At 40.4% G+C, this 15,067-nt stretch carries 20 protein-coding genes and 1 tRNA gene; 16 read left to right on the top strand and 5 right to left on the bottom strand.

What is annotated here, in order from left to right:
* Positions 1–142: 142 nt before the first annotated feature.
* The 8 genes from FO442_RS13550 (at position 143) to FO442_RS13515 (ending at position 5,555) form a co-directional block, all read left to right on the top strand.
* Positions 143–802, top strand: a complete 660-nt coding sequence (locus FO442_RS13550; RefSeq protein ID WP_144333735.1) for a sensor histidine kinase — start codon at positions 143–145, stop codon at positions 800–802.
* Positions 799–1,449 carry a response regulator transcription factor gene (locus FO442_RS18965; RefSeq protein ID WP_144333734.1) on the top strand — a complete coding sequence of 217 codons (651 nt, stop codon included), beginning with the start codon at positions 799–801 and terminating at the stop codon, positions 1,447–1,449. Before FO442_RS13550 ends, FO442_RS18965 begins: the two co-directional genes overlap by 4 nt.
* 209 nt (positions 1,450–1,658) lie before the next feature.
* Positions 1,659–1,732 (top strand) — tRNA-Ala (locus tag FO442_RS13540).
* A gap of 329 nt (positions 1,733–2,061) precedes the next feature.
* The gene (locus FO442_RS13535) at positions 2,062–3,033 is read left to right on the top strand and encodes an HTH domain-containing protein (protein ID WP_144333733.1); all 972 of its coding nucleotides are present in this window, start codon (positions 2,062–2,064) and stop codon (positions 3,031–3,033) included.
* 184 nt (positions 3,034–3,217) lie between these two features.
* A complete protein-coding gene (locus tag FO442_RS19070; RefSeq protein ID WP_144333732.1) occupies positions 3,218–3,385 on the top strand; it encodes a GIY-YIG nuclease family protein in 168 nt (55 codons plus the stop codon).
* Between the two features lie 112 nt (positions 3,386–3,497).
* Complete coding sequence (locus tag FO442_RS13525; RefSeq protein ID WP_144333731.1) at positions 3,498–4,259, top strand: OmpA family protein; 762 nt, start codon at positions 3,498–3,500, stop codon at positions 4,257–4,259.
* Positions 4,260–4,602: 343 nt separating this feature from the next.
* Positions 4,603–5,055, top strand: coding sequence for a MarR family winged helix-turn-helix transcriptional regulator (locus FO442_RS13520; protein WP_144333730.1), 453 nt, complete (start codon positions 4,603–4,605; stop codon positions 5,053–5,055).
* Entirely contained in the window at positions 5,052–5,555 is a 504-nt protein-coding gene (locus tag FO442_RS13515) for a transposase (RefSeq protein ID WP_144333729.1), read from the top strand. The genes FO442_RS13520 and FO442_RS13515 overlap by 4 nt, the downstream gene beginning before the upstream one ends.
* 111 nt (positions 5,556–5,666) lie before the next feature.
* Here FO442_RS13515 and FO442_RS13510 read toward each other — a convergent pair whose 3' ends face one another.
* Positions 5,667–5,942: a RebB family R body protein gene (locus tag FO442_RS13510; protein WP_144333728.1), complete on the bottom strand. Its 276-nt coding sequence runs from the start codon at positions 5,940–5,942 to the stop codon at positions 5,667–5,669.
* A 38-nt stretch (positions 5,943–5,980) separates the two neighbouring features.
* Entirely contained in the window at positions 5,981–6,313 is a 333-nt protein-coding gene (locus FO442_RS13505; RefSeq protein WP_144333727.1) for a hypothetical protein, read from the bottom strand.
* Positions 6,314–6,523: 210 nt separating this feature from the next.
* Here FO442_RS13505 and FO442_RS13500 point away from each other — a divergent pair, with 210 nt between their 5' ends.
* The 3 genes from FO442_RS13500 to FO442_RS13490 are packed head-to-tail and all read left to right on the top strand — an operon-like array spanning position 6,524 to position 7,783.
* Positions 6,524–6,886, top strand: coding sequence for a VOC family protein (locus FO442_RS13500; RefSeq protein ID WP_144333726.1), 363 nt, complete (start codon positions 6,524–6,526; stop codon positions 6,884–6,886).
* Between the two features lie 5 nt (positions 6,887–6,891).
* Positions 6,892–7,332 (top strand): EVE domain-containing protein, encoded by a 441-nt coding sequence (locus FO442_RS13495; RefSeq protein WP_144333725.1) that lies wholly within the window; start codon positions 6,892–6,894, stop codon positions 7,330–7,332.
* On the top strand, positions 7,325–7,783 hold the full coding sequence (locus FO442_RS13490; RefSeq protein WP_144333724.1) for a MarR family winged helix-turn-helix transcriptional regulator: 459 nt from the start codon (positions 7,325–7,327) through the stop codon (positions 7,781–7,783). Before FO442_RS13495 ends, FO442_RS13490 begins: the two co-directional genes overlap by 8 nt.
* Before the next feature lie 9 nt (positions 7,784–7,792).
* Here FO442_RS13490 and FO442_RS13485 read toward each other — a convergent pair whose 3' ends face one another.
* Both FO442_RS13485 and FO442_RS13480 read right to left on the bottom strand, forming a co-directional pair.
* Positions 7,793–9,517 carry an ABC1 kinase family protein gene (locus tag FO442_RS13485; protein ID WP_144333723.1) on the bottom strand — a complete coding sequence of 575 codons (1,725 nt, stop codon included), beginning with the start codon at positions 9,515–9,517 and terminating at the stop codon, positions 7,793–7,795.
* Between the two features lie 5 nt (positions 9,518–9,522).
* Positions 9,523–9,897, bottom strand: a complete 375-nt coding sequence (locus tag FO442_RS13480) for a hypothetical protein (protein WP_144333722.1) — start codon at positions 9,895–9,897, stop codon at positions 9,523–9,525.
* 164 nt (positions 9,898–10,061) lie between these two features.
* On the opposite strand from FO442_RS13480, the gene FO442_RS13475 reads away from it, so the two are divergent.
* The 4 genes from FO442_RS13475 to FO442_RS13460 all read left to right on the top strand — a co-directional run bounded on the left by FO442_RS13475 (position 10,062) and on the right by FO442_RS13460 (position 12,881).
* Positions 10,062–10,475, top strand: a complete 414-nt coding sequence (locus tag FO442_RS13475; protein WP_144333721.1) for a CBS domain-containing protein — start codon at positions 10,062–10,064, stop codon at positions 10,473–10,475.
* Positions 10,476–10,688: 213 nt separating this feature from the next.
* Positions 10,689–11,906: a PP2C family protein-serine/threonine phosphatase gene (locus tag FO442_RS13470; protein WP_144333720.1), complete on the top strand. Its 1,218-nt coding sequence runs from the start codon at positions 10,689–10,691 to the stop codon at positions 11,904–11,906.
* Positions 11,907–11,931: 25 nt separating this feature from the next.
* Positions 11,932–12,360, top strand: coding sequence for a DUF1801 domain-containing protein (locus FO442_RS13465; protein ID WP_144333719.1), 429 nt, complete (start codon positions 11,932–11,934; stop codon positions 12,358–12,360).
* A gap of 329 nt (positions 12,361–12,689) precedes the next feature.
* On the top strand, positions 12,690–12,881 hold the full coding sequence (locus FO442_RS13460; protein ID WP_144333718.1) for a cold-shock protein: 192 nt from the start codon (positions 12,690–12,692) through the stop codon (positions 12,879–12,881).
* A 56-nt stretch (positions 12,882–12,937) separates the two neighbouring features.
* Here the strand turns inward: FO442_RS13460 and FO442_RS13455 are convergent, their stop codons facing one another.
* The gene (locus FO442_RS13455; RefSeq protein ID WP_144333717.1) at positions 12,938–13,531 is read right to left on the bottom strand and encodes an HD domain-containing protein; all 594 of its coding nucleotides are present in this window, start codon (positions 13,529–13,531) and stop codon (positions 12,938–12,940) included.
* 161 nt (positions 13,532–13,692) lie between these two features.
* On the opposite strand from FO442_RS13455, the gene FO442_RS13450 reads away from it, so the two are divergent.
* On the top strand, positions 13,693–15,048 hold the full coding sequence (locus tag FO442_RS13450; protein WP_222102000.1) for an acyl-CoA dehydrogenase family protein: 1,356 nt from the start codon (positions 13,693–13,695) through the stop codon (positions 15,046–15,048).
* Positions 15,049–15,067: the final 19 nt, after the last annotated feature.

Below are 15,067 nucleotides of genomic sequence, written 5' to 3'. Positions count from 1 at the left end.
CAAATCATCCACACAAATCTTTAGCGGGGCAAAGCCCCTGGTTGTTTAAGGGAAGTAATAGATTGGAAAAAGTAAAACAGAATAATTATATTTAATCATTGTCTGAAAACGGGGAAGGTTACAGCAGGAAGAGTTGTTTCGAATGGAAGCCGAACACCGGAAAGAATTACTCAGCAGTAATATACAATCTGCTGAAGACGAACGCTTGCGTATTGCACGGGATGTTCATGACGAACTGGGGGGGATTTTTTCTACACTTTCTCTCTCCCTTCAACAACTGAACCCTGAAACTGAAAAAAACAAAGATACCCTTCAACAAAGTAAGCACCTCATTCAAACCGGTATAAATAGTGTGCGCCGTATTTCACATGCCATTATTCCCTTTGAACTGGAATTACTCGGTCTGGACCAAACCTTAAGCAATTATACCCAATCTGTTTCCACTGCTTCCGGAATTGACATTCATTTTGAGTTTGATCATGTACCGGAGGAAATGAACCCAACGGTATCACTTGCGACCTATCGTATCATCCAGGAATTGTTGAATAACACCTTAAAGTATGCCGGGGCCAGCTCTGTTGAAATTAGTTGCTGCAATTACGAAGGCCACTTGCAACTAAGGTATAAAGACAATGGAGTTGGTGTAGATTTAACCGACAAAAAAATAAAAAGGGGGATAGGCATCAAAAACATTGAGAGTCGTGTTCTTGCTCTTGACGGAAATGTGTATTTCACTTCTTCTCCTGGCCAGGGATTCAATTGCGAGTTGAGTTTACCATTCAATCAAACATCAGAATTATGATTAACATTGCTATAGCAGAAGACCAGGTGCTTTTCCGTAAAGGGATTATATCCCTGTTAGAAGCCATAACGGATTTAAGGGTTGTATTGGAATGCACCGATGGAGAAGACTTACTTCAGCAGCTTGACACTTGCCAGGACACTATTCATGTAGCTCTCATCGACATTAACATGCCTGTATTGAATGGATTGGAAACCATGAAGATTATGCGGGAAAAGTATCCGGTCACGAGAAACATTATTCTTACCATACATGAGGAGGAAAGATATATTCAAGCCATGGTTGAAGCCGGAGCCAATGCTTATCTGGCCAAGAACGCTGATTTCAGTGAGGTGGAAAAAGCAATTCGGGCTGTTGTAGCAAACGATTACTATTTTAACGAGCAAACCATCAAAGCCATGCATCATTTTATGCATGGGAAAAAACAAAAAGTTGTGCTTGGAGAAATGGACATTACCCGCCGGGAAAGAGAAGTGCTCGAACTTATTTGCCAGGAAAATACGAGTCTGGAAATTTCGCAAAAATTATTTATCAGCGAGAGTACCGTTAACGGGCACCGAAACAATCTATTACTTAAAATTGGCTGTAAAAACACCGCAGGATTGGTGTTGTTTGCTATTAGGCATCATATTTATAAACTTAATTGAATTACTGCGGAGAACAGATCTCCGAGAGTGTGAGCTGAACTATGTTCGGAGCTGAGATTAAGGGAAAGGATAAAACTTGATTTTATGGTCTCTTCAAATAGCTCAATGGGTTTAATGAGAGGATTTTTAACCCAAAGGAAGATCACGAAAAGAAAAAATAGTATCTTAGTAACACTTTTCTTTGGAAAGGGAATGAGGTAAAACTCAATGGGAAATTAGCTCATCTGGCTAGAGCGCAACGCTGGCAGTGTTGAGGTGATCGGTTCGAGTCCGATATTTTCCACAAAAATAAAAAGCATTACGAGAGTGATGCTTTTTATTTTTGTCCCTCTTTGCTCACACTCCACACTCACACTGAGTTATAGCTTTTTCTTTTCAGTGTGAGTGTGAGGACTGAGTGTGGGATTGTGAATCGAAGTTTCAATCTGTTTCCTCCCTCCGAGGGAGGATTAAGGAGGATGGCAAAACCCAAATCTTCCGCAAGTACCGATTTCATTCAGTTTCTTAAAATTTTATGAGGTTCGATTCCCTTTTGCTTGGAAGGTGTTGTATTTCAGTTTTTTTTGGTAGTATTGACCATTAATAATAAATAACTCATCCACTATTACTAATATGACTATCAAGGAAGCAATACTTAAAGTTTTAGAAGAAAATAAACGGGCCCTAACTTATTTGGAAGTTTATGATTTAATTAAAGAGAAACAGTATATTGATTGGAGTAATGCGAAAACTCCAACCGATACCATTGGCGCACAACTTGGCGATTTTATTCGAAAAGGTGATTCAAGAGTAAAAAGATCAAAGATGGGGGGCAGACAGTTTTTATACTATTCATCCGTTAATGAAGATATAATAGGAATGGATGTACTTACTGGCATCACACAATCACAGACTGTAAAAACTATTTCAACGCCTACACCATATAAGGAACGTGATTTACATATATTATTGAGTACGTTCTTAAAATCACACGGTATTGATTCTAAAACAATTTTTCATGAGAAGTCTAGCAGTAGTAGTGAAAAACATCAAAAGTGGATTCATCCTGATATGATTGGGGTAGCATTTTTAAAGTTAAAAACAAAAGAAGGGCAAGCACTACAAAGAACTGTAAATAAGGAACAAACTTTTAGGCTTAATTCATATGAAATTAAGCGGGAAATTAAATCAGATTATGAATTAAAAGAATGCTTTTTTCAAGCTGTTTCAAATTCAAGTTGGGCGAATCATGGATATTTAGTTGCTTTTGAAATAGAGCCCACTCTACATGATGAAATGAAGAGACTTAATGAATCATTTGGAATCGGAATTATTGAGTTATCATCGAATCCATATCAAAGTAAAGTTCATTTTCCTTCAAAATACAGTGATTTAGATTTTAAAACGATAGATAAGCTTTGCAAAGCCAATCCTGATTTTGCTAAATTTATTGATCAAGTAGAGAAAATTCTAGTAACAGAGGATAGATACTTATTGGCAATCGAAAAAGAACTTTTTGAAATGTGTGATTTGATACTAAAGGATGAATCAGCGAGTAATGTGTATTGCATAGAAAAAAACATTCCAATAAATTCAGAGGAATAATTCCTAATGATTTCGGTTCCATTTTCGTTCGCCCTTCTCCACCTTGAAAGTAGAAAAGACCATCCTTAACAGGGTGGCTTTTTCATTTTGTGGTGGTCCGTAGTGATTGACGAAGGAAAATCTACTACGGAAAGATTTGAACCCGACACCTCCTTTTTTCAGGAAATCTTCCTATCTTGAGATCATGATACAACCATTAGCCTATTGCACGTATGTACTTTTCAACGAAAAAGATCGAATGCTATATGTTGATTATTCAGCTAATTTGGAAAATAGATTGAATAAACATAATTCCGGTGGAGTAAAAAGTACTGCTTATCGACAGCCTTTAAAACTTATTCTGTATCATTAAATCAAATTTAAGTCTGAATCCCCAATCAGATCAAGGGATTTGTGAAATACAATGAGAATCAATGAAACGCAAAACTAGTCCAATTAAAATTAAATAAAATTAATTCTGAGTTATGGGGATAAAAAGACTTTTAGTATTTATTACAGTACTTTTTTTGCAAGAATCAGATGCTTTTTCGCAAGAATTTATTCAGACTAAGTGTTTGGACTCTCTATCAGTTTTTTTTAAATTTGGTAGTTATGAGATTGAGAATCCACAAAGATTGATTGCCAGATGCAGTAGGATAAAGGCAACTTCTGGAAAGATTAAAATAACTTCATATACAGATACCATCGGCAGTCAAAAATCAAATCAAAAGCTGGCTGCTAAAAGATTAAATTCAGTTTCGAAAATTTTAAGATCGACTAGCTTAAGTTCTTTTGCAATAGATAGTATAAACAAAAATGAACAACGGGATTTAAAGAAAAAACTAAATGACAGCACTTTCAGAAGAGTTGACATTGTCATTTACAGCGTAGAAAATAAGTTTAAACTTAATTCTCCAATTAATCTTGATATTAACTTCGTATCAGAAACATATAAAATAGTTCCCGAATCGTCAGGAAATTTAAAAACATTATTATCTATCCTTCAGGATGACAGCACGTTAAATGTTCAATTGAATGGTCATGTTTGTTGCAGACCAGGACAAGAATTATCCGAACAACGTGCGTTAGCAGTTAAAAAGTATCTGGTTTCAAATGGGATTGAATCTAACAGAATTGAATGTAAAGGATTTAGTAATAGTATTCCCTTATTTCCACGCACGGATATTCAGAACGTACATAAAAACATGCGTGTTGAAGTTGTCTTTATTAAAAAAGAAACCCATTGAAGCCTTTTCGAATATACCGACATAAAGGATTGTGTTTTGTAAATCTCATTGAAAATGCACCAGGGCTTCGTCTAAGTAATCAGGAACAGAATTGATCGATGGAAAAGGTCGGTATATTGTATCAACAGAGCAAATGTTGGATTTGATAAATAATCATCAGGAATCAATTAAAATGTAATTTGACAATCATTTCTGGTTCCATTTCCGTTCGCTTTTTCTTTTTTCTCTTCGACGGATCCGTCATTTTTTTTAAATTATTACAATGTTTAGTGTTTCTTAGTTGATTTTATTTATCTTAGCACTAAGATATTTAGTGTAAAGATATTTGTTAATAAGGTAATGAATGAAAACAACCCAAAATTTCAGTGAAATAAGCAGGAACTATTCAGATACGTCAATTTTAATGCATGAAGCTATTTCAAGCAGTATTGGTCTTGCAGGAACAGATCACAAATATCTCGGACTGATTATTAAGAAAAAAGAACTGACCGCAGGAGAAATTTCAGAAATAACCGGATTGTCAACAGGAGCAGTAACCGGATTGATAGACCGACTTGAAAAAAGAAAGCTTTTAAAACGAAAATCGGATAAAAACGATCGCAGGAAAGTATTGATTGTTCCGGATGTTCAAAAAGCAATGGAACTCCTTGAACCTGTTTTTACAATCCTGCAAAAAAGAACCCGGGAATTGACCAGTTCGTTTTCAGAAGCGGAAATCAATGCAATCGAACGGTATTTTACAGCGGCAACGGAGATCATGAAGGATATTACCCAAAATTTAAAAAACAAACAATGAACATTACTGAAAATTATTTGTCAAGAGCAGATATGTGGATGCTTATCACCACATTAACTTATTTCTTAATGAATGGGGCGCAGCTATTCGAAACGGCTGTTTTAGTGCCCAAATGGACGGCAAATCCGCCGGAATCCTTTTCCTACTTAATAGATAGGAACGGAGCAAGTCTAAAGACTTTTTGGATAGTTTTTCATTCCCTACACGAACTGACTTTTATACTGGCAATTGTCTTTTGCTGGAAAATAATGCCGATAAGAAACGGATTACTGATCCTTTTTGCGGTTCATTTTGCAGTCAGAGTTTGGACACTTTCATATTTCGCCCCGAATATCATTGAGTTTCAAAAAATTGCCGAAGGGCTAAATTCCGCAACAGATTTAGTTAAACGTGCCAATGTATGGAAAACCCTGAATTATGTTCGCGTTGGGCTTTTTATTGCTGTTTCAATTGGATTTATACCTCTATTATGGAGACTGCTCAGCATTAAACCGAATTAAAATCTGTACTTCCGGCTAAGACCAGTCCAAAAACAAACAGGCCCGATCGAAGGATCGGGCCTGTTTGGGTTTACTCCGTCATACCGGAGCCAGAAGCTTCGGTATGACCGATTATTTGTTCTCGTCTAAAATTTTATTTGTTGCAGCACCGGCAGCGGCGGTATCAACCGAATAGATCAAAGCAACGCCCTGTGTGGTTGCGGCTTGAGCGATCACGTTCATGTTTTGTTGTGCTGAAACTGCATTCTCAAAGAGAATTCCTGTACTGTGCGCCATTGCCTGGTACACATTGGATAAGGCCATTGCTGGGGCTTCTGCAATAACTTTTACATTCGTTTGTGTTACGGCATCTGTAATCTGCGGATTTACGATTGAATTATCTGGCATAATGAAACGTGTTTTGATGAATAATAGAAAATGAATGATTATTTGTTGACCATTTTTAAAGCGTTTTCGGCTTCAACAGTCAATTGCTTGATTAAATGAATGTAACTGGAAGAGGACTCCTGGATTGCTTTCAGTACCAGGTCCATATTCTGAATGACTACGGTGTCATTCGTGCTGTTCGGGTTGGTAATTTCTGCTACGGCTTTTGCCGTAGATGCGGTTAGGATTTGCTGCAGGGAATGCTGGCTGGCAACCATTTGCTGCATGAGCAAATTCACATTGAATACAAATCCGGAAAGCAGGGTTTGTTGCAAAACCTCCGCAGTATTTTCCGGAAGTTTGTCTTGAGAAGGGGGAGTATTTGTTGTCATAGTGGTATTTAATTGTAGGGCAAATTAAGCAATGTTTAGGAAATGACAATTTTTTGCCGGCTTAAAATGATGAGCCCTCATGCGTTTTTGGCAATTACCGGATATTTTTTTCAAACAAGCCTTTTGGAAGAGTGAAAAAGGGATGATTTAAAAAGTTTGGTTATTGTTGTCGTATATATTATATTTGTGACAACAAAAAAATATTGAAAAATGAGAAGATTGGAATTTGCATCTCTTCAGGTAAGGGATTTAGAAGCTTCAAAAGCTTTCTACACGGAAAAATTAGGGTTTGAATTGTCCGAAATGAGTAATCCGGATGCAGTTATTTTTAAGTTTAACAAAGGGGAAGCAAGTTTTGCAATTCGGAAACCCCTGGGAAGCCTGGATGACAAGGAAGTAGGGAATGGTGTTTCGGTTTGGTTTGCCATTGATGGAGAAATAGCAGATCTGCAACAGCAATTCCTGGAAAAAGGGGTGACGATTTTGGGGGATGTTTTCCCGACACCGTTTGGAAAGGCACTGCATGTAGCAGACCCGGATGGCTATAAATTAACTTTTTTGGAGACAAAATAACCGATATGGAGGCCAAGCAGCAAAAGTATTGGATCCTTGTAGCGTCCAAAGATCATGTGAAAAATGGAATTGCTGCAGGGATTATACAGGCGTGTCACGGTAAATCGGCTCCTTTAAAACGAATGAAACCCGGCGATTTTGTTATTTATTATTCCGGAAAACAGACGTTGGATAAAGCAGAAAAATGCCAGGAGTTTACGGCGATCGGACAAGTGAAAGACGAGGAAATTTATTCTTTTCAAATGACCGCAGATTTTTGTCCGTCGAGAAGGAATGTGACATTTTTTGCCCATCGGGACACTTCCATTTTACCCTTCATCCGGGACTTGCAGTTTATCACGAATAAACAAAGTTGGGGATATCCGTTCCGTTTTGGTTTTTTGGAAATCAACCAAGCCGATTTTGATTTAATTTCGTCTCACATGCTATTGAAAGAAAATGTCTAAAGAAATCGAATTCCAATTCAACCGTCCGAATGACAGTCCGGGCTATTTATTAGGACAGGTCACCATGTTATGGCAACGAAAACAAAAGAAAGTCCTGGATCCGTTGGATCTGACCCAAACGCAATTTGTTTTATTGGCTGCATTGGGCTGGCTTTCAAAAAAAAGTAAGGCAGTTACACAAGTGGATATTGCCAATCAAAGCAATGCCGACAGAATGATGGTGTCGAAAGTATTGCGAACATTGGAAGAAAAAGGGTTTATCACCAGGCAGGAACACGAAACGGATACCCGGGCAAAAACCATTCGGCTGACTACTCAGGGTGAACGTGTTTTGCAGCGAGCGATCATCGAAGTGGAAAACGTTGATTTGGCTTTTTTCGAGACACTGGGCACGACATTGTCTTCGTTCAATAAAAACATGGTGCAGCTCATTGAAAAAAACAGTGATTGAAACCTCGGTTTAACGTTCTTTCTTCCAGACATTCCGGTCATCATGATCTCCCCGGGAAATATTGCTGATCATTCCGTAACCGATTATAGCGGTAAAAATGATTCCGATGATACCGAACGATGAATACCCGAACCAAAGCGGAGTAATCCGGTGGATAATGAATAGGGTTGAACCACCGATCATTGCAATCATGATCAGAGCACTGGCAATCTGTTTCGTAATTCGGTTGAGTGTATGGACCAGGGGATCTACTCCCTGGTGGTTCAGGTTGACATTCACTTTTCCTGTATTGATTTTTCGAATGGCATTTTTCAGGTCGCCCGGGAATTCTTCCATGTAATTGGCTATTTCATAGAGTCCGTTCAGAACCTTCATCCCCAGCTTAAACGGGTTGAGTTTTTTGGCAATGGATGAAAGGAGGTACGGCCGGGCGATCTCCAGCATGTCAATATCAGGATCCAGGTTGCGGATCAGGCCTTCGATGGTTACCATGGACCGGATCAGCAGGTAGAAATGCGGAGGTACCTTCAGATCGTATCGTACAATGATGTCCTTCAACTCCAGCAATACGGTGCTCATTTCGTTTTCGTGGATGCTGGAAACACTGTAATTGCAGACGAATTCATTGAGTTCGTATTCGAGTGACCGCATGTCCCGGATCGACGTTGTATCGGACATCTGGAGTAAGGTCTTAATGATTTTCTTCACGTCCTTGGATTTCACGGCCAGGAATAGGTTGCCCAGGATTTCAATATCCCTGGGGAGAATGCTGCCCATCATGCCGAAATCGAGAAAGCAGATATGACCGTTTGGAAGCACCAGGATATTTCCCGGGTGCGGATCTGCGTGAAAGAAGCCGTATTCGAAAACCTGTTTAATATAGGTCAAAGCCAACCTTTGCGCAACTTCTTTCCGATTATACCCATTCGATTCCAGGATCTTGCTGTCGGTTACCTTCAAACCCGAAATGAACTCCATCGTGAGTACTTTTCCGGTGGTGTATTCCCGGTAAACCTTTGGAACATGTGTGGTATTATCGTGCGGATCGTCTGTGATATTCCTGGAAAAACGCTGGATACTAACTGATTCCCGGATGAAATCGAGTTCTTTCAGAATACTTTCCTCGAAGTTTCGGACGAGTCCTTGCGGATCGAAGCTTTTCAATGAAGGGATCCTGCGTTCAAGAATCCCTGCGAGCATGTACATGATTTTGATGTCTTCGGTAATGATCGCCCGGATTTCAGGCCGCTGAACTTTCACAGCAACCTTTTCGCCCGTCTTCAATGTTGCCCGGTGCACCTGCGCCATGGAAGCTGAAGCAAACGCTTCTGTTTCATACCAGGCGAATAGTTCTTCCAAGGGCTTTTTCAATTCGGTTTCGATTACCTGGCGTGAAATGGCTCCTGCCTGAGGAGGCACGCTATCCTGTAATTTTTCCAATTGAATGATGAGCTCAGGAGGAAGAAGGTCCGACCGGTTACTGAGAATTTGTCCGAATTTGATAAATGTCGGGCCAAGTTCTTCACAGACCAGGCGCATTTTTTCATACTTGGTATACTTTCGGGCATTTCTCCTGGTAGCGCGTGGAATCAGTTTCCGCAACAGGGGAAATCTCCTGGTTTCGATCAGGTAGGAGACAATGTCTTCAAAACCGTAACGCACAAAAATGCGAAGAATCCTGTTGAACCTTACAAAAGACCGGTAGCGCTGTCGCAGGGAGTCAAACAATGCCATTGGTCTTAGCCTTTGCTCTCCAACTGATTGATACGTGCTTCAGCCAATGCGAGATTCCTGTTTACTTCTTCCAGCTGATCTTCCAAGGTTTTTAATTTATCGGTATGGGCAATATTCACCTTTTCGTAAAATGCTGCGATCATTTCACCAATCTTGGTTTCCAGTTCTTCCTGCGCCTCTTTTGCTTTCAGAAGCAGTTTTTCCGTAAAAGGAACCTCATTGCCATTTTCATCGGTGATCTTTTCTGACATAAAATCATTGATGCTATTCTTACCCTTTTCCGACAGGTCCTTCAGCTTTTCCAGAAGATGGGTTTCCTTCGAAATAGCATACAGGCTTGCAGACAATGCTGCCAATTCTATAAATGTTTTTGCTTTCATTCTGCTAACTTCCGACATTTAGTGCAATAGAAAATTGATAAAGATCAGTGTTCGAACTGATTTTTGTTTTCCGGAACATATTCGTAACTTTTACCTTTGTCGAACGATGGAAAGCTGAATGGTTCAGTATCCTTCGGATGATTTAATTTAAAACAACAGGCCAGATGAATTTACAATTACCCGTATCAACGATCATGACTTCACCGGTAGAAAGTGTCAGTCCTCAACAAAAAATACTCGATCTCAAACACCTTTACGAGAAAGCAAATTTTCACCGTCACGTTCCGGTTACGGAAAAAGACGTTCTGGTCGGTATAGTCAGCCTGGTGGATTTTATGCGTGAGATCGGCGAGGCCACTCTGGATGATCAGGAACCTGTTTATTCTTCGAAAACGGTAGCAGATGTGATGACGCATTCTCCTGTTAGCGTAGATGAAGATCTTTCCATTGCGGCAGTTGCTGAACTCCTGGCAAAAGGGGAATTCAGTTCGGTTGTGATTACCCGCAATAACCGGGTGTGCGGAATTGTAACGGCTGTAGACCTGATCCGGTATTTCCTCAAAGAAAATGAGTCGTGAACCTGAGCGTTTGATCTGCCAGGTCCGTCTTTCGATGAAAGGTTGTTTCTTTTTTCCGAATTATTGCGTATTATTGAGTAACTAACGCAGTACAAGCTATTCACAAACGGGAGTGATCCGATTCATGTGATCTGCTGTAAACAGATCGACCATTGTAGATAGTTCAAATTGGGTGTATCAGTTAGGCGTAATATTAAAATAGACTATGTACTCATGAAGAATATCTTTTCGGATACCATAGAGGTCGACAATTTGGAAATGGCAGAAAAGGTGATTCAGGGAAACCTGGAAAGCTTCTTAATGATGTTTGACTCAAGCCCTGCCTGTATGTCCATTACCACAGAAGACCGGATATATGTGAAAATAAATAAACGGTTCCTGGAAATTTATGGGTTTGACGAATCGGAAATAATCGGGAGAAATGCACGGGAAGTTGGAATCCTCGAACAGGCGGAACACGAGCGGGTCTCAACGATTATTCGCGAAAAAGGACGGATAAAGAATGAAATCATCAAGTGTAAATCAAAAGACAGAAGGGACATATATGCGATAAGTTGCATCGAACAAATGGAACTCAACGGGAAGAACTACCTGGTTTCTTCTTTCCTGGACATTACACCCTTGAAAGAGCAACAACACATTATCGAACAGCAGCACAGGGAGATTTTAGAGAGTATCCGGTATGCCCAGCTCATTCAGAAAGCGATATTTCCTTCCAAAGAACAATTGGATGCCATTCTTCCCGAATCGTTTGTACTGCTTAAACCCAAACACATTGTCAGCGGTGATTTTTATTGGATAGAGAAACACGAGGACAAGATTTTTATTGCTGCCTGTGATTGTACCGGACATGGTGTTCCCGGAGCATTCATTAGTATCATCGGTTATAAATTACTGAGTAAATGCGTCACGGATTACGAACATACGAATCCGGCAGAAATATTAAATCAGCTGAATAATGAGTTTCAGCACGCAAATGAAAAAATGAATCATAAGGATTGTGAAATAAAAGACGGGATGGATATTGCCTTATGTGTTATCGATACATCAAAAATGATTATGGAATATGCCGGGGCCTACAACCCCATTTATCAGGTTAAAAACGGTACGCTGACCAAATTGGCGACTGACAAAATACCGATCCATCTCTTTTCAAATAACACCGATCAAAAGTTTACCAATTACCAGATAAATATAGAATCGGGTGATTGTTACTACCTCTTCAGCGACGGCTATGCAGACCAGTTCGGAGGAGAGAATGGAAAGAAGTTTACCTATAAGAACTTTCAGGACCTGATTCTCTCCATTCAGAACCTGAGTATGCCGAACCAGCGAGAAGTGTTTGATCAGACGATTGAAGAATGGAAAGTTACGGCGGGTGAAGAAGAGCAAACGGACGATATCCTGATCCTTGGATTTAAGGTGCCCTAATTGGATTTTTAATTATATTCGATTGATGAATACAACAGATCAAATCCAGGCATATATTGCCAGTCAGCCTGAGCCCAAGCGCGGTGAAATGCAGACTTTACACGAGCGTATCCTTCGGCTTTCGCCGGGGTGTAGATTGTGGTTCACGGATGGGAGAGACGCCAGTGGAAAAGTAGTCTCCAATCCGAATATCGGGTACGGATTTTACACCATTCGCTATGCGAACGGGACCAGCAGGGAATTTTATCGGATCGGATTGAGCGCAAACACCAGCGGAATCTCTGTTTACGTCCTGGGATTGGAAGATAAAGCCTACTTAGCCAAAACCTATAAGGAAAAACTGGGAAAGGCAAGTGTGACCGGTTACTGTATTAAATTCAAAACGTTAAAAGATATTCATCTCGACGTGCTTGAATCGGCAATAAAATACGGATTGGAAATCCAGCCCGATTAAAGAAAACAAGCAATAATTCAACAAATTCCAATCGGCAGCTCAAACTTTTTTAATTTTACGGTGTTGCTCCGTTGCCTGCTATGACTGCTTAATCGACTCAAACGGTCTGTTTTCTTATGATCAGTTGTCATTTAAATGTGAATACCCGGGAAATTAGTCGTACCTTTCACCCGATTCAATAGAAGATTATTATCTCGATCAGACTGTAAAGTCATTTTTACACTCCCATTCATTTAAACATTTTCCGTAAAAAATCTGTGCGAAGTACGTACCGGATCAGAATTGATTATAATAACAGTTCCAAATAAACGGAACACAAGAAAACCAATATGAATAAAGGAACAGTAAAATTCTTCAACGATGCAAAAGGCTTCGGATTTATTAAAGGAGAAAACGAACAGGATATTTTTGTACATGCTTCGGGCTTGAACGAAGATATTCGTGAAAACGATAACGTCACGTACGATACGGAAAACGGAAGAAATGGGTTGAACGCAGTGAACGTATCATTAGCGAACTAGAATTCCCTGTAATTTCTTGAAGGCTGTCTGAGTAATTGGACGGCCTTTTTTGTAGCTTATCCTTTTTTCAAAATGCCTCTTTCCAGGCTTTCATTGATCAATTGTTCTGCATACTTCCAAATGGCCGCTGAACCTTCGTTCATGATGCTTTTCTTTTCGTATACTTTCTCGTAACTAACCCCAAACTCGTTCCAGGTTCCGCCATTGTTGGAGGTGTTTTGTAATAAGGGTTCCAGGCGGTCCATGGTTCTGGCAAATTTTGCTTCATGTGTTTCCCCGGCTTCGAATTCTTCCCAAATGGCGATCAGTTCTTCGGATTGTTCCCCGGGAAGCATCCCGAAAATACGTTGAGCAGCCAAGCGTTCTTCTTCGGTATTGGAGTGATTTTTTTGGACATCGTAGATGAAGGTATCTCCGGCATCAATCTCAACAATGTCGTGGATCAACACCATTTTGATCACCTTCAGTAAATCAACCGGCATATTGGAATGTTCAGCCAGTACCATAGCCATCATGGCCAAATGCCAACTGTGTTCTGCGTCGTTTTCGTTCCGGTTGCTGTTGAACAGTTTTGTTTTGCGCTGAATGTATTTCACTTTATCAATCTCTTTGATGAAATCGATTTGCTTCATTAAATTTTCCGGAGTCATTATGTTGCGAATTTTAGTGTTGTAAAGGTAAGTATCTTAACACGGGTGTGAACTGGAAGTTTGGAGTATTTCCGAATTTTTGCACTTCACCGGTGTTATTTATGTTCTTTTAAGATACGCGCAGGTCTTTTTGTTCTAAATTGAGTGGAAATCCCGGTATTATGGCTCTTTTCTCGAACATTAAGAACGCCTGGCACCTGTTTAAACAGGTAGACATGGAACAATTATCCCACTTATCCAAAAGAATAGACCTGGCCGAAGTCATGAACAAGTTAGGGAAACTGGACGACAGGAAGTTATCCGGTTTAATGAAGCTGATGGACGGGAACCAGGTGAAAAAAGAACTTCCTCCCATAGACGGGGATTTTTACAACATTAGCCATACACTCACTCCCGATGAACGTGCGCTTCAGTTAAGAGTCCGGGCTTTTATGGAAGAAGAAGTGAAACCCATAGCCAATGATTACTGGTTGAAAGGAGAATTTCCGCATCATTTGATCCCGAAAGTAGCCGAGCTGGACATTTGCGGGATGACGTATGCTGGTTTTAGTGATCCGGTGAGATCCTGTTTGATAGAAGGTGTCCTGGCAATTGAAATGGCACGAATAGACGCTTCTTTTGCAACATTTTTCGGGGTGCAAAGCGGACTGGTGATGGGGTCGGTTCATTTATTGGGTTCCGAAGAACAAAAACGCGAATGGCTTCCCGCGTTGAAAAGTATGCGGAAAATCGGTGCGTTCGGTTTGACAGAACCCGAAGTTGGATCAGCCGTTGCAGGAGGGTTAACCATGAAAGCAAAGCGAAACGGGAATACCTGGACTTTGAACGGGAAAAAGAAGTGGATCGGGAATGCCACCTTTGCCGACGTAATTATTATTTGGGCGGAAGATGAGGACGACAGGCAAATCAAGGGATTCCTGGTAAGAAAGGAAAATCCGGGGTTACAGGTAGCGAAAATGGAAGATAAAATGGCGCTACGTATTGTTCAGAACGGACTTGTGACACTGACTGCTTGTGTTGTGGAAGAAGCAGATCGTTTGCAAAAAGCAAATTCGTTTAAAGACACGGCCGATGTCTTGCGTATAACACGAGCGGGTGTAGCCTGGCTGGCGGTGGGATGTGCCCGCGGTGCGTATGAGGCCGCTTTGAAATATACGCGTGAACGGATGCAGTTCGGAAAACCGATTGCTTCCTTCCAGCTGATCCAAAACCATTTGGTGGAAATGCTTACGAATTTAACGGCTATGCAAACCATGGTGGCGCGTTTGTCGGAATTACAGGACCAAAAAGAGCTCACGGACGAACACGCCTCTTTAGCGAAAGTATTTTGCAGTTTGCGTACGCGCGATATTGTCAGTAAAGCACGTGAAGTAATGGGAGGGAATGGAATCCTGCTGGAATACGATGTTGCGCGGTTTGTTGCGGATGCGGAAGCTATTTATTCTTATGAAGGAACGAAAGAAATCAATACCTTGATCGTTGGAAGGGCTATAACGGGTTACAGTGCTTTCGTGTAATGGATGATTAGCAGTAGTT

The sequence above is a fragment of the Fluviicola chungangensis genome (genome assembly GCF_007558725.1).
GTDB classification, from domain to species: Bacteria; Bacteroidota; Bacteroidia; order Flavobacteriales_D; family Crocinitomicaceae; genus Fluviicola; species Fluviicola chungangensis.
Note: the sequence above shows the minus strand (reverse complement) of the source record. Positions and strands in the feature narration are given on the sequence as shown.